This is a genomic window from Corallococcus sp. M7 (assembly GCF_054512695.1).
The window spans coordinates 9,239,520-9,254,161 of record NZ_CM137252.1 but is presented as its reverse complement, the minus strand read 5'-3'; the positions used below and the strand labels follow the sequence as shown (position 1 = coordinate 9,254,161).

Annotated in this window: 8 protein-coding genes; 3 read left to right on the top strand and 5 right to left on the bottom strand. The window is 72.2% G+C overall.

Going from position 1 to position 14,642, the window contains the following annotated elements:
• Window positions 1-5 precede the first annotated feature (5 nt).
• Entirely contained in the window at window positions 6-659 is a 654-nt protein-coding gene (locus ACX114_RS37195) for an MBL fold metallo-hydrolase (protein ID WP_459292366.1), read from the bottom strand.
• Window positions 660-798: 139 nt separating this feature from the next.
• On the opposite strand from ACX114_RS37195, the gene ACX114_RS37190 reads away from it, so the two are divergent.
• The 3 genes from ACX114_RS37190 (at window position 799) to ACX114_RS37180 (ending at window position 7,790) form a co-directional block, all read left to right on the top strand.
• The gene (locus ACX114_RS37190) at window positions 799-2,670 is read left to right on the top strand and encodes a lipase maturation factor family protein (protein ID WP_459292364.1); all 1,872 of its coding nucleotides are present in this window, start codon (window positions 799-801) and stop codon (window positions 2,668-2,670) included.
• 109 nt (window positions 2,671-2,779) lie between these two features.
• Window positions 2,780-6,835, top strand: a complete 4,056-nt coding sequence (locus tag ACX114_RS37185) for a protein kinase domain-containing protein (RefSeq protein WP_459292362.1) — start codon at window positions 2,780-2,782, stop codon at window positions 6,833-6,835.
• Between the two features lie 115 nt (window positions 6,836-6,950).
• The gene (locus tag ACX114_RS37180) at window positions 6,951-7,790 is read left to right on the top strand and encodes an Ig-like domain-containing protein (protein WP_459292360.1); all 840 of its coding nucleotides are present in this window, start codon (window positions 6,951-6,953) and stop codon (window positions 7,788-7,790) included.
• Window positions 7,791-7,799: 9 nt separating this feature from the next.
• Here the strand turns inward: ACX114_RS37180 and traB are convergent, their stop codons facing one another.
• The 4 genes from traB to ACX114_RS37160 all read right to left on the bottom strand — a co-directional run bounded on the left by traB (window position 7,800) and on the right by ACX114_RS37160 (window position 14,560).
• Window positions 7,800-9,428: an outer membrane exchange protein TraB gene (gene traB / locus ACX114_RS37175; RefSeq protein WP_459292358.1), complete on the bottom strand. Its 1,629-nt coding sequence runs from the start codon at window positions 9,426-9,428 to the stop codon at window positions 7,800-7,802.
• Window positions 9,425-11,527 carry an outer membrane exchange protein TraA gene (gene traA, locus ACX114_RS37170; RefSeq protein ID WP_459292356.1) on the bottom strand — a complete coding sequence of 701 codons (2,103 nt, stop codon included), beginning with the start codon at window positions 11,525-11,527 and terminating at the stop codon, window positions 9,425-9,427. The genes traB and traA overlap by 4 nt, the downstream gene beginning before the upstream one ends.
• 141 nt (window positions 11,528-11,668) lie before the next feature.
• Window positions 11,669-12,754, bottom strand: coding sequence for a hypothetical protein (locus ACX114_RS37165; RefSeq protein ID WP_459292354.1), 1,086 nt, complete (start codon window positions 12,752-12,754; stop codon window positions 11,669-11,671).
• A 66-nt stretch (window positions 12,755-12,820) separates the two neighbouring features.
• Window positions 12,821-14,560: a GTPase gene (locus ACX114_RS37160; protein ID WP_459292352.1), complete on the bottom strand. Its 1,740-nt coding sequence runs from the start codon at window positions 14,558-14,560 to the stop codon at window positions 12,821-12,823.
• Between the last annotated feature and the right edge of the window lie 82 nt (window positions 14,561-14,642).

Below are 14,642 nucleotides of genomic sequence, written 5' to 3'. Positions count from 1 at the left end.
AGGGCTCAGGGCGCGGGGGCGTGCGGGAACTCGTCGTCCTCTTGCAGGGCCTTGCGCAGGGCGCTGGCGCCGTCCTTGAGGATGGGCGCACCGTGCGCGAAGCAGACGGTCTGGATGGGCAGGTGGTCCAGGATGCGCTGGATGCTGGTGCGCGTGCGCAGCGGTTCGTCCTGGTACTCGCCGGGGACGAAGGTAGGCGTGCGCCGGCCCTCGTGTGACAGCAGGTCGGAGATGAACACCACGGCGTGCGGGCTCTTCTGGAGCCACAGCGTGTACATGGCCTCCGTGGGCCCTGGCGTCTGGAAGGTGTTGAGGCCGCCCGGCAGCGTGGTGCCGTTCACGTATTCGAAGTCCGGTTTCTCCTCCAGGCCCTGCGCGCCCTCGGGCGCCCAGACGGGCACGCCGAACGCCTTGCGCAGGCGCCACGCGGAGCGCTGGTGGTTGCCCGCGGTGAGCACGATGGCGTCGATGTCGCCCAGCTTGCGCAGGGCCTTCTCGTCGATGGGCAATGGGTCGATGAGGGTGACGGTGCCGTCGTCATCCACCACCGCGTAGGCGTCGCTGCGGGTGCCGCCGAGCCGGTCGTCGGAGACGGTCCAGTGGTGCACGCCGGGGACGATCTCATCCGTCTTCTTCGCCTGGGCCTTGGGCTCGCTCATGCGGACAAAGCTAGGCACCTGTCCCCAGGTGACAGGGGCCCCCGCTCCGCTGCCCGCCTGCCCCTCCAGCGAGCCCTCCCGGCCCCTTCGCATCCCGCCCGCCGCGCGCACCTTTGTCGTCGGACGAAGGAGCGACCCGATGCGCGAGATGCGACCGCTGGTGCTGTTCGATGGGGACTGCGGCTTCTGCAAGCGCTGGGTGGCGCGCTGGAGCCAGGACACCGGCGGCCGGGTGCGCTTCGCGCGCGGGAGCGGATGGCTGCTCAAGCTCCTGGGCATTCCGAAGAAGGACATGTCGCGGGCGATGCAGCTGGTGGAGCCGTCGGGGCGCCGCTCGTCCGGCGCGGAGGCCGTCTTCCGCATGCTCGCCTGGTCGCCCCGCTGGAGCACGCGGCTGGCCGCGCGGCTGGGATTGGCGCCCGGCGTCCGGCAGGTGGCGGGCGCGGTGTATTCGGTCATCGCGCACAACCGGCGGCGCGCATCGCGATGGGACACGTGGTTGTTCAGCCGCGTGACGGAGCCCGCGGAGCACCGGCGGGTGCGCTGGGCCTTCATGCGCCTCTTGGGCGGTACGTTCCTCGTCGCCTTCACGTCGCTGGGGAAGCAGGTGCTGGGGCTCTACGGAGAGAAGGGCATCCGTCCCATCCGCGACGTGGCGCAGTCCGAGCGCTGGGCCGCGCAGGGCCGCTGGCGCCGTCCCTCCGTGTTCTGGAAGGACGCGTCGGACGCGGCGCTGGTGCGCGGCTGCCGCGTGGGACAGGCGCTGTCGCTGGCGCTGCTCTTCAATGTGGCCCCGCTCCCGAGCGCCGCCGCGCTGTGGGCGCTGTATCTGTCCTATGTGTCACTGGGACGCGAGTTCCTGTCGTTCCAGTGGGACGTGCTGCTGTTGGAGATGGGGCTGTTGGGCGCGCTCACCGCGCCGGTTGGCGTGAGGCCCGGACTGGGGAAGCGGGACGTGTCCGCGCTGGAGGTGTTCCTCTTCCGCGTGCTCGTGTTCCGGCTCTACTTCGGCTCGGGCATCAGCAAGTTCCACTCGGGCGACCGGACGTGGCGCGAGTTGAGCGCGTGCGACGTGTACTTCGAGACCGCGCCCCTGCCCACGCGCGGAGGTTGGGCCGCGCACCAGCTCCCGCGCCAGGTGCGCCACGCGGGCACGGCGGCGGTGCTGGCGGCGGAGACGGCGGTGCCGTTCCTCGCGTTCGGTCCCCGGCGCGTGCGGCAGGCCGCCTTCGGCATCTTCTCCGCGTTGCAGGCGGCCATCATGGCCACGGGCAACTACGGCTTCTTCAACGTCCAGTCGCTGGCCCTGGGGCTGTGGCTGCTGGACGACGCGGCCCTGCGGCGCGTGCTGCCGGAGGCGCTGTGGCGCGACGCCGGGCCCTCGCGGCGGCCGTCGGTGCCGGGCACGGCGCTGGCCGTGGCCGCGGCGGTGCCATTGCTCACGATGGGCACCGTGGAGCAGTTGCGGCGGATGGGGTGGTGGCCTCGCGGTCCGGAGCGTCTGGTGCGGGCGGTGGACTGGCTGGAGGACCGGGTGTTTCCGCTGCACTCGGTGAACTCCTACGGCCTGTTCGCGGTGATGACGGTGGACCGGCCGGAAATCACCGTGGAGGGCTCGAACGACGGCGTGCACTGGGTGGAGTACCCGTTCCGATACAAGACGTCGGGTGTGGACCGGCCACCGCGATGGGTCGCTCCGCATCAGCCCCGGCTGGACTGGCAGATGTGGTTCGCCGCGCTGGGGTCGCCGCCGTCGTGGTTCCTGGCCCTGCTGGAGCGGCTGCTGGAGGGCTCGCCGGAGGTGCTGGGGCTGTTCGCGTCCAATCCCTTTCCAGACCGTCCGCCCCGGCTCGTACGGGCGGTGCTCCACGACTACCGGATGACGTCCCGGTCGGAGCGCCAGCGCACCGGGGCCTGGTGGAAGCGGGAGCGGCGCGGGCTGTATGTGTCGCCGTTGACCCTCGCGCCCGGGTCGTCCGAGCAGGCCGGACGGCTGACCTGGTCCGTCTGAAACATGGCTGGGTCGAGGTGACTCGTGCGCGGTACGCCAGGACCCCACACGGGGGCGGAATGGCTAATGGCTCCCCGTGCGAAAGCGAAGGGCCGGGGACTGGCGGGGGATGGCGATCGCTGGGTACGGTTCAAGGGCGATGGTGTCCGGTGCTTCCCCGTCTTCCCTCATCTTCGGCAGGTATGCGGTGCTGCGCCGCGTGGCCGTGGGGGGCATGGGGGAAATCTTCCTGGCACGTCAGGTGGGCGTAAGCGGCTTCGAGCGCCCCGTCATCCTCAAGAGCCTGCTGCCGGACCTGCTGGAGCACGACGGCTCGGTGGAGATGTTCCTCGACGAGGCCCGCGTCGCGGCGCACCTGAACCATCCGAACGTCGTCTCGCTGTACGAGGTCGGCGCGTGGCAGGGCACGTTCTACATCGCCATGGAGTACATCGAGGGCGAGAACCTGGGCCGCCTGGCGAAGGCGGCGCAGCGGGCCGGCACGCCGCTGCCCCACCGCGTCTGCGCGCAGATGATCCGCGACGCGGCGCTGGGACTGGACCACGCGCACCACGCGCGCGACAGCCAGGGCCAGTCGCTGGAGCTGGTGCACCGGGACATCAGCCCGCAGAACATCATGGTGCGCCTGGATGGCCTGACGAAGGTGGTGGACTTCGGCGTGGCCAAGGCGACCATCCGCGCCAGCCGCACGCGCACGGGCGTGCTCAAGGGCAAGCTGCGCTACATGTCGCCGGAGCAGGTGCGCAACGAGCCCGTCTCCGGCACCAGCGACCAGTTCGCCCTGGGCGTCGTGCTGTGGGAGCTGTGCACGCGCCGGCCGTTCATCGACACGGACAACCCCGCGGAGGCCATGCGGCGCATCGCGCTGGCGGCGGTGCCCCGGCCCTCGCAGTTCGTGGAGGGGCTGTCGCCGCTGCTGGAGCAGATCATCCTGCGCATGCTCCACCGTGCGCCCGGTCAGCGCTTCGCCCGCTGCGCGGACGTGGCCCGCGCGCTCCAGGCCTATCTGGACGAAACGCCGGAGCCGCCGGAGGAGAGCGTCCCCGCGGTGGTGACGCGGCTGGTGGGCGATACGGTCTTGGCGCGCCTGCGAGACGCGGGCGCTGGCGAGCCCGGGCTGCCCCAGGTCCGTGAGCCCTCCAACGTGTCGTGCCCGCGCTGTGGCCAGTCCACCCCCGCGACCAGCCGCTTCTGCCCCGCGTGCGGCAACTCGCTCACGCCCCCGTCCGGGGACGCCGCGCCAAAGCTGCTCACGCCCGTGTCCGGAAACGACGCGCCAGGGCTGCCGCGGACGCCTGCCTCCGGAGACGCCGCGCCGAACCTGGCGCGGACGCCTGCCTCCGGAGACGCCGCGCCGGACCTGGCGATGCCCGCGCTGCGCGAGTCGCCCGTGCACCTGGGCGACGAGGACCTCCCCGACGCTCCGACGGCCAAGGCGCCCGCGCGTCGCGGCGACGGCGCCGTGCACGAGCCGCCCACCGACCCGACGATGGAGGTCCCCGCGCCGCTGGCCTCCGCGCTGGCCGGGTCGCCCGCCGCGCACGAGGACGACGACGGGCCCCCGGCCCTGGGAGACGAGGCCCCGGGCCCCACGGTGAAGATCCGCGCGATGGACGCGCAGGCGCAGATGCGCCGGCTCACGCTGCTGGTGGTCGCGGGCGAGCCGGCCCACGCGGCCCGGCTGCGCGAGGCGGTGGCGCAGGCCTCGGCGCGCCACCACGTGGAGGCGCTGGCGCTGTCGGACACGCACTGGTGTCTGCCCTTCGGCCTGCCGCAGGCGCACGCGGAGGACGCGACGCGGGCGCTCCAGTGCGCGGAGGAGTTGGGCGGCGCCGGCTTGAACCCGCGGCGGGGCCTGGAGTCCGGCGTGGTGCGCGTGAGCGCGGAGGCCGGAGCGTCGCGGCTGTCCGGCCTGGGGCTGGAGCAGGCCCGGGCGCTGGCGGACGCGGCGGTGCCCGGCGAGCTGCTGGTGGGCGCCTCCGTGAAGTCGCTGCTGGTGGAGGCGGGCGGGGTGCGCATCGGCATGTCGCGCGAGCTGCCCGGCGGCACGGCGTGGCGGGTGGAGTCCGGCGCGCCCGCGACCCGCGTGGACGCGCTGGTGGGGCGCGACGAGGCCCTGACCCAGGCGGCGCTGGTGGTGGAGGCGGCGTACAAGGGCGAAGGCGGCGCGCGGCTCTTCGTGGGGCCCTCGGGCGTGGGCCGCAGCCGCTTCCTGGAGGCGGTGGCGGAGCTGGCCACGGGCGCCTCGCCGCGCGTGGTGTACGCGTGGGGTGGAGACCCTCGCTCCGCGGGAGCGCTGGGCCTGTGGCGCACGGTGTTCGCCGCGCTGTCGCGGGCCGCCACGAATGGAGACGCGTCGCTGCCGCCGCTGTCGGGACTGGGCTTCTCCGAACCGGAGGCCGCGGCACTGTGGCGGAGGCTCGCGCGGGGTGCGCCGCAAGGCGGTGGACTCCTGCCGGCGGGTGACGGCGCGGTGGTGGACGCCATCCAGCGCGTGGCGAAGCCGTCCGGCCTGTTGCTGCTGGTGGACGACGTGCACCGCGTGGACGGCCCTTCGCTGGAGATGCTCGCGGGGCTGCTCGCGGCGAAGGAGCTGGGCGTGTCACTGGTGGCCACGGGTGACGTGGACGCGGTGCCCACGGCCCTGGCGTCCCTGCCGGTGACGGTGCTGGAGGGGCTGTCACCGTCGGAGCTGAACGCGCTGCTCACCGCGAGCCTGGGCATGGCCCTGTCGCCGTCGCTGGAGCGAGCGGTGGCGGACCGGGTGCGCGGCAATCCCGCGCATGCGCTGGCGCTGGTGCGGCTGCTGGTGTCGGTGGGCGTGTTGCAGCGCACGGAGGGCGGCTTCCAATCCAATGGCCCGCTGTCCCCCGCGGCGCTGCCGCAAGGCCTGGGGCAGGCCCTGGGCGCGCGGCTGGAGCTCTTGCCCGCCGCGTCGCTGCGCTTCCTCCAGCGGGCCGCGGTGGAGGGCTCGCTCTTCTCCGCGGAGCTGGTGCGCGCGTCGCTGACGGCCTCGGACGGCGCCAGCGTGTTGGAGGACGCGGAGTGGGTGGTGCCCGTGCCCGGGCAGCCCGGCATCTTCCGCTTCAGGAGCGAGGAGGCGCGGCAGGTGCTGCGCGAGCGCCTGTCGCCGCAGCAGCTGCGGAGCGCGCACCAGGAGCTGGCGGAGGCGCTGGACATGATGGCGTTCGCGCAGGAGCCGGCCCGCGAGGTGCGCGTGGCGGACCACCTGCTGGGCGCGGATGCCGCCGCCGCGCCGGCCGCGTGCGAGCGGGCGGGAGACTGGTTCGCGGCGCGAGGCGAGTGGCGCTCCGCGGTGGAGTTCTTCCGCTGGGCCCTGGGCCGTGCGCCCGGCGCGACGGCGGCGGTGGTGCGCTGGCAGTTGGACGTGCTCGCGCGCGCGGCGGGATGCCTCACGCAGGCGGACCCCGCCGCCGTGGACGGGCTGGTGACGCCGTGGCTGGACCGCGTGCCGGTGATGCAGTCGCCCGGCCGGTGGGCGGAGGTCGCGCGGCGCCTGGCCGTCGCGGAGCTGAAGCTGGGGCGCGTGGACGACGCGGAGGTGCGCCTCAGCATGGCGCAGGGGCCGGCGGGCGCGGACCCGGAGGTCGAGGCCCTGGTGCTCTGCGAGCTCGCGCGGGTGCGTGAGGCCAAGGGCGAGACGACGGCCGCGGTGGAGCTGCTGGCGCGGGCCTTCCAGCGCATGGGGAACCGGACCCCGCACACGGCGGACTTCTTCTGGGAGCACTACCTGCTGCTGGGCCGGCTGCAGCAGCGGCTGGGGCAGCAGGACCGGGCGCGGGTGGCCTTCACGCGCGCGGCGGAGCAGGCGCGGTCGGTGGGCAGCGCGGTGGGCCAGGCGCGGGCGCTGTCGCAGCTCGCGGGCCTGCGGGTGCTCGCGGGCGAGCCGGCCCAGGCGCTGTCGGACCTGGAGCGCGCGCTGGCCCTGGCCGAGCAGGGTGGGGATGCGCAGGAGGTGGCGCGCATCCACTACAACGCCGGGCGACTGCTGGTGGCGGGAGGCCGTGCGCCGGAGGCGCGTGAGCGGCTGGAGCAGGCGAGGGAGCGCGCCCGGGTGGCGGGCTGGCGGGAGGGGGAGGCCCTGGCCGCGCAGGTGCTGGGGGCGATGGAGGCCCGGACCCCGCGCCGGGGAAGTGGGCAGTAGTCGTCAGCAGGCGTGCAGGCGCGCGGACTTCGGCGCGGAGGCGCGCGGTTTTCACGCCCTCCTCGTGATCCGCCGGTAGACTCGGCCATTCCCCACCTGCCCCGTGCCTGCCTTCGTGAAGACCTCACGTCCCGTCTCCTTTTCCCTGTTGGGTTTCCTCGCGCTGGGTGTCCTGGGCGCATGTGGACCGACGCCCACGACCATCACCCTGGAGCCGCCCGAGCAGCGCTACCTGCGCACCCAGGGGCAGAACCTGCCGCTCAGCTACACGGTGTTGGACGCGGACGGGCGCAAGATGATGGACACGCGCCTGCGCTGGACCAGCTCCGCGCCGGAGGTGGCCTCCGTGCTGGAGGACGGCACGGTAGTGGCGCGCAAGTCCGGGAAGACCATCATCGGCGTGCAGGGCGGACGCGCGAAGGCCGCGCTGCCGTTGGACCTGACCATCCTCGCGTCGCTGGACGTGCGCGCGCCGGGCGCGGACTTCGTGGAGGTGGGGCGCACCATCAAGCTGCGCGTGGTGGCGCGCAATGAAGCGGGCCACGTCATCCCCGACGCGACGCCCGACTTCCGCTCCAGCAACGAGGCCGTGGCGCGCGTCGAGAACGGCGAGCTCATCGCCGCGTCGGCCGGCGTGGCCACCGTCAGCGCGACGCTGGGGCACCTGCACCGCGCCATCGCCGTGCAGGTGGTGCCGCCGGACTTCGCGCGCCTGGGGCTGAACCTCACCTCGTACACCTTCAAGAAGAAGGGCCAGTCGGTGATGGTCCAGGCGCGCGCGTACAACCGCAACGGCGTGGCGCTGGAGAAGGTGCCGCTGGAGTGGTTCAGCTCCAACACCGCCGTGGTGACGGTGTCGTCCGAGGGCCGCGTGACGGCCGTGGGCAAGGGCCGCGCGGTGGTGTCGGTGGTGGCCGGCCGCCGCCGCACGGCGGCCGACTTCATCGTCGAGTAGCTCGCGCCGCTACGGCTTCTTCTTGGGCGGCGCCGGGGACTTCGGCGCCGGGCGCTTGCCGGGCTTCTTCTTGGACGCGGCCTCCACGTCATCCGGGCAGGGCGGGCGCGGCCCGTCGCTCGGCGGCTGGATGGTGAACTCCACGCGGCGGTTGAGGGCCATGCCCTCCTCCGTGGCGTTGTCGGCCACGGGCATGCTGCGCCCGAAGCCCTGCGAGCACACGCGCTCCGCGGCGACGCCGCTCTCGATGAGGAAGCGCTTCACGCTGGCGGCGCGGCGCTTGGACAGGTCCAGGTTGTACTGGTCGCTGGCGCGCGAGTCGGTGTGACCCTCGATGAGGATGCGGTCCATCTTCGGGTTCTCCTCCATCACCCGCGCGACCTCCTCCAGCACCGGGTAGGACTCGGAGAGGATGACGTCCTGGTCGGTGGCGAAGTTCACCTGCTCCAGGATGACGATCTTGTTCCCCGACGTGCGCGCGAGCGGGCAGCCGTCGCGGCCACGCTTGCCCTGCGGGACGTCCGGGCACTTGTCGATGCGGTCCACTACGCCGTCGGAGTCCGCGTCGGTGTCCGGGCAGCCGCTGTTCTCCACCGGGCCCGCGAGGTTGGGGCAGCGGTCGCGCTCGCCGATGACGCCGTCGAAGTCGGGATCCACGGGCGGCGGCGGCGGCTCGGGCGGCTCCTTGAAGCGCTCGATGGCCTCCCACTCACGCGTCTTGGCGGGCACCCAGAGGATGGACGTGAAGAAGCTCAGGTTCGGTGACGCCAGCGAGCAGCCGCAGCCCAGGCCGCCGCCGAAGGTGAAGGTGACGCCCAGCGAGCTGTACCAGCGCAGGCCGATGAGCAGCTCCGCGGGAATCTGCCGCTCCTGGCCCGGCGCCTTCTTGAGGCCGAACGCGCCGTTCACCATGCCGAGCGCGGTGATGCCGCTGCCGCGCAACAGGGGCACCTCCGTGCCCAGGCCGAACGGCGCCATGTCCCCCAACTGCACGCCGCTGAAGATGACGTCCGGCCGCTTCCAGAAGCCGCCGTTGAAGGCGAGGAGGATGCCGGACTCGAAGCGGTAGTCGAGCACCAGGCCCGGCGCCCAGGTGAGCTCGCCGTCGCCCGCGAAGGCCTCCTGCACGCCGGTGGGGAAGCTGACGTTGAGCGTGAGGGACGCGCCCCAGCCGTGCCCCTCCGCGGAGCGGCGGAAGCCGGGGATGGCCACCTTGCCCATGAGGCGCAGGTCGCCCAGGGCGAAGCTCTCCACGGGCCCTTCGGTGCCGATGACCTCCAGGTTCTGGCCGCCCTGCAGGAGCACGAGCGGCATGTCCACGCCGACCTCGAACCAGTCGAAGAGGCCGACGGTGGCCATGACATCCAACTGGAGCCGGTTGCCCACGAGGCTGATGGAGCCCAGGTCTCCGTCCTTGGGGACGAGCGAGAGCGGGTTGATGGAGTAGCTGAAGTAGGGCCCGGCGGAGACGGACAGGTGGGACAGGGGCCGGGACTGGGTGACCATCACCAGGTCCTGCGGCGCGCCGGACGGGCGGAAGACCTGGATGTTGAAGCGCGGATCCGGCGCGGCGTGGGCGGCGGTGGACAGCGCGAGGGCCAGCAGCAGCGGGAGCAGCGGCGAGCGGGAGGGCTTCATCGGACGCGGCGGGCGGAGCGCAGGAAGAGGAAGCCCAGGGCGAGGGTGACCAGCATCGCGGTGCTGCCGGTGGGGGTGTCCTCGGCGGTGGTGCCGCAGCAGAAGGCGCCGCCCTGGGGTTCGGTGCCGGGTTTGCGGCGGCCGCGTTCGCACTGCTGGGTTTCGGCGGAGCAGAACTCGACGCCCAGGCAGTCGCCGCTGTCGGCGCAGGTTTCAAGACAGGTGTTGGACGTGAGGTCGCAGGTGCCGCCGCAGGGGCAGTGGGCATCCGCGAAGCACTCGACGCACGCGGAGCCGTCGCACACGGTGCCTGCCTCGCACGTCACGGCGCAGGCGCCGGTGTTGGAGCAGGTGCGGGTGGTGGGGTCGCAGGTGCCGCTGCCGCAGTCGGAGTCGTTGACGCAGCCCACGCACACGCTGTTCTGCACGGTGCCGTCGGAGAGGCAGAACGGCGTGTCTCCGCCGCACGAGTCGCAGCGGGGGCCGCAGCGACTGTCGGTGGTGCAGGAGCTGCACTCACCGCTGACGCAGGTCTGGCCGTCGCCGCACTCCAGGTCGTTGCGGCACTGGACGCAGACCTCGCCGTCGAGACAGAAGGGGCGCTCACCGGGGCACTTGGAGCAGCCGGGGCCGCAGCGGTCGGAGGTGTTGCACTCCGGGATGCTGTCGACGCAGGCGCCGTTCAGGGTGTCGCAGCGCTGGCCGTTGGAGCACTGGCTGTCGGTGGTGCACTCGACGCAGGAGGGCGGGGCGCCGGGAGTGGGCGCTGCGCACTGGGTGCCATTGGGGCAGCAGTTGCAGGAGTTGCCGGCGCAGGAGTCGTTGGTGCTGCAGGGCGTGCAGACGTGGTTGGAGCACGACTCGCCACGGTCACATTGGGTGTCTTCGTTGCACTCGACGCAGGTGTTCGCGGTGAGGTCGCAGACCTGGCTGCCGGGGCACTCCGCGTCGGAGGTGCACTGGACGCAGGTGAAGTTCGGCTCGTCGCAGACCTGGCCGGAGCCACAGTCGGAATCGCGGACGCAGCCGGTGCACACGTTGTTGGTGGTGTCGCAGCGGCCCGTGGCGCAGTCACTGTTCTGGGTGCACGCGACGCAGGTGAACTGGCCATTGACCTGCGCGCAGATGGGCGCGGTAGGACCGCAAGGTGAGCACGTGTCTCCACAAAGGAGGTTCGTGTCACAGGGAGCGCAGAGCGCAGCGGAGTTGCAGTAGTAGGACGGACCGCAACTGCCATTGCCGGGCTGGTTCGCGAACTGCCGGTTGCACTGGACGCACTGGTCCAGGTTGTCCGGGAATGACGGGCGACCGGTTTCGGTCTGGAACAACTGCGCGGGCTGGACCAGGGAGAAGCCTGCGGTGTTGAGCGGAACGACCGGAACTTGATTCGCCGGACGGTCATAGTCCGTGAACGTTCCGTCGAGGACCGTGAACTCCAGCGCCGCGTGCTCCACGATCTGCACGTAGAGCAACTCAATGGCGTAGAGCCCGGACTGGTTGAAGGTAACTGAATTGGTGGTGCGGCGCGTGGGTGCACCGAGCTCCGGTGGCCGGATGACCACGTCGTAGCGCGTGCTGGTCTTGTCGAACAGCACGAAGCTGATGGCGTCGTCGGCATAGAAGCCGAAGTGCAGGACCCGCCCGACCATGGCCGGGGTGACGTTCAGGTAGCCGCGAAAACGGGAGACGAACCGGGTGGTCGAATCGTTGTAGTGGAAGGGGCAGCCGCCCTGGGCGCAGCCCGAGACCACGTTGACGAAGTCGCCGTAGCTCAGGATGCGACCGTCATTCAGGTTGTTCGACAGGTCGAACGCGGAGCGCAGCACGGAAGTCATCCGCGTCGCGCGGTTCTCCTCCATGTATGCATTCAGGACATCCGTATAGAGCGACTGACTTTGCGGATACTCCGCCGCGGTGCGCGTCCACACGTTGGACGCCATGCAGAGCCCTGTACCGGTGTCGGTGGGCGACGGTGCAGCGGGTGCCCCCGTCACCACGACAGCCGGCAGCTTCTGCGCCACGGCAGGCGCGCTCGCGAGGCACACGGCGAGCAGGGACAGCGCGGCGTACGCGCGGAGGGGGAGGGGAGCAGTGCGCAAAGCGCGCGCAGCCTTACAGATTAAGTTGAGGTTCTCAACCTTCCGCCCACGTCCCGAGTTCCGGTGCCTGAATGCGACCTCCAGGGTCCTCCGTCCCTCGGTTTCGCAATCAATCCGGACAGCATGCAAAACAGGAAACCGTCACGCGCGACGGCACGCGACATCCCCGTCCTGCGAGCGGATGAACGCCGCGGCCAGCTCGTTGCCCAGGGCCGCGCACAGCACCTCGAACGTGCGCCGCCGGACCCCGCCGAAGAAGCCCGGCTGCCGCGCCAGGGTTTCCGGGTGACGCACGAAGACGTTGTAGCCAAGGATGCACCCGTCCGCGCGCAGCACGGTGATGCCGTCGGTGGCCATCATGCCGCGCAAGAGCTGCGAGGCCGCCCGCACCGCTGACGCCGCGCTGCCGTCCTGGGTCGCGTGATGCCGGTCCAGCAGCGCCACCACGTCCATGGGGCGCGGCAGCAGGATGCCGTCCACGAACAGCGCGGAGCCCGCGCGCTCGCGGGGCAGCACCGCCACCAGCGTGCCGTGCGAGGACTGCATCACCTCGAACAGCACCCGCTGGAAGAAGCCCCGCGCGTACTCGCGGCTGGAGGGCAGGACCTGCTCGGTCACCGCGCTCGCCAGCGTGTCCAGCACCACGGAGGGCGGCTCCAGGTCGACGCGCGCGCCGGACAGGTACACGTGCCGGCACAGCCCACCGCCACCGCGCAGCTCGATGATGTTGTCCGCCAACTGCAACACGCCCACCACGCGGGCGCCCCGGTCCGGCGCGTGCCGCAGGCGCTCCAGCGGCGTCTCCGCCAGGGGGAACGGATCCGTGCGGAAGATGCCGTAGGTGAGGCCCGCGGAATCGCGCAGCAGGTACAGCGCCCACCAGCGCCCCTGTCCCAGCGGCGCGCACTGCTTGAGCGCCCGTTGGATGGTGGCGCGGTTGCGCGGCCCCGAGCCCAGGGGAATCGGGTCGTGCCCGCCCAGCATCTCCATCATCGTGCCCAGGTCGTCACCCAGGAACGCGGTGGGAAACAGCAGGGCGCCCTCCTCGCGGTAGCGCGACAGCGTCACCAGCAGCTCGCTGAGCGCATCCGCCGTCTGCGGACACGTCATGTCCGCCTCGTCGAGGAACGCACTGACGGACTCGGTCAGCAGATGTCGGAACGAAAGGATGAGAGGAGAACCCGCCTCCGGGCCCGGACCGGTCATGGCGGACCCAGCATGACGCATCGATGACGATGAGGCACGAAGTCTTGCCTCCATCCGGGAGGCCGGACCCTGTCAGGAACCAGCCGCCTACTCCGCCGCCCGCCGTGCCGTCTCCAATGTAGAAGCGGTGCGCAGCCAGCCCTCCGCCTGGGCGTCCAGGTGGGACAACAGCTCCGCGAAGAAGCGCGTCTCCAGGGCCTGCGCCAGCGTGGCCCCGTGCGCGTCCGCCCACTTGCGAGTCACCGTCGCGCGCACCTGGGCGCCCAAGAGGTCCACGAAGCGCTCCAGCAGCGGAGTGGACAGGAGCGTCCCTGCCCACACCACCGCGTCATGGCCCAGGCCGCCGGTGGCCACCGTCACCACCGCCGCCGCGCCGGACGGCACCGAGTACACCAGCGTGGTGAGCGCCTGGAGCAGCTCCTCGCGCATGCCGCCCTGCAGCTCGCTGCCCACCAACTGGCGGCAGAAGTCATACAGCGTGGCCCGGTCCGCCGCGTGCGCGTGCAGCGCGCCCAGGTCCAGCGGCGCATCCAGCCGGCCGAGCATCGCGGGCCCGAACGCCTGCGCCAGCTTCTCGCGCGTCTCCGCGTCCCCGCGCCACGCGGCCACCTCCGGCGCGAAGGCATCCACCAGCCGGCGCAGCCCATCCTTCAGCGAGTCATCCACGGCCTGCGAGGGCAGCGCCTCATGCGGCTGGGGGCCGGTGAAGGACTCGCGCACCTTGCGGCTCACGAACGTGAGCGCCGTGGCCAGCCCGCGAAACGGCAGGCGCACGAACCGGTGGAAGGTGCTGCGCGCATCCAGTTCGTCGCGGAACGCATCCACCAGCACGTCCGCGGGCACGGCCTTCAGCGCCGCCTGCGCGCCAATGCCTTGCAGGTCGTGCCGCAGCCGCTGCCTCAGCCGCTCCGGCTCACGGGCCGCGCGGGTCGCCGCCCGCGCCACCGTGTCCAGCTCCGAGCGCGCATCCGACAGCGACGCCTCCAACGCCCGCGCCTTCAATTCGCGCGCATGCTCCGCCTGTCCCAGCAGCGCGGCGAGCGGCGGCCTTCCATCCAGCGCCTCCGTGGCCAGCGGCTTCAGTCCCGCCTCCACGTCCGGCTGGTGCGGCGCCAGGTAGCGCGCGATGGGCGGGTGGCCCACGTCCTGGGCCAGCTTGTCCAGGTGGCCGCGCGCCACGTCCTCGCGCGTGGCCTCGTTGTAGACGAGCAGGTACGGCTTGCCGTGGCCCACCGCCGCGCGCAGGAAGTCCACCAGCGCCGCGTTCTGGTACGTCTGCCGGCTCACCACGAACACCAGCACGTCCACCGTGACGAGCAGCGCCTCGGCCCGCTCGCGGTTGTCGCGGTACACGCTGTCGAAGTCCGGCGTGTCCATCACCAGCAGCCCGCGCGGGACGGCCTCCGACAGCACCAGGTACAGCCGGCCCGCAGGCCCGGGCTCGTCCACGGGCGCCACGGTGCCGTCGGCCACCGGGATGATGTCGTAGCGCTGGGTGAGCACGTCCTTCAGCGCGCCCGTCCACGTCTCCGGATTCGACGCGGCCAGGCACTGCTTGGTGAGCCCGCCCTCGGGACGCGCGGGGGACAGGGACGCCTTCGCCAGCGAGTTGAAGAGCGTGGATTTCCCGACGTTGTTGGGGCCGGCGATGGCCACGAGGAGCAGCGGCGCGTCCCCGGCGCCGAGGCGCGGCAGCAGGTCGCGGCGCAGGCGTTCAGCCAGGCGGCGGGCCACGTCGGCGTCACCGCTGTCGGGGAAGCGCTCGGAGGCGGGCAGGGCGTCCAGGGCGGACGCGAGGGCGGTGCGCAGGGCGCGAGGGTCCTTCATGGGCATAGGGGCCAGGTGCAGGACAGCACGCACGCCGCGTGGTGCCCAGCGAAGTGTGCGCACTCTGTCCACCGAGGACACC

Coding starts and splice junctions, on each gene's coding strand:
- ACX114_RS37190 (WP_459292364.1), top strand. CDS start 799: ATGCGCGAGATGCGACCGCTGGTGCTGTTCGATGGGGACTGCGGCTTC.
- ACX114_RS37195 (WP_459292366.1), bottom strand. CDS start 659: ATGAGCGAGCCCAAGGCCCAGGCGAAGAAGACGGATGAGATCGTCCCC.
- ACX114_RS37160 (WP_459292352.1), bottom strand. CDS start 14,560: ATGAAGGACCCTCGCGCCCTGCGCACCGCCCTCGCGTCCGCCCTGGAC.
- ACX114_RS37165 (WP_459292354.1), bottom strand. CDS start 12,754: ATGCGTCATGCTGGGTCCGCCATGACCGGTCCGGGCCCGGAGGCGGGT.
- ACX114_RS37185 (WP_459292362.1), top strand. CDS start 2,780: ATGGCGATCGCTGGGTACGGTTCAAGGGCGATGGTGTCCGGTGCTTCC.
- traB (WP_459292358.1), bottom strand. CDS start 9,428: ATGAAGCCCTCCCGCTCGCCGCTGCTCCCGCTGCTGCTGGCCCTCGCG.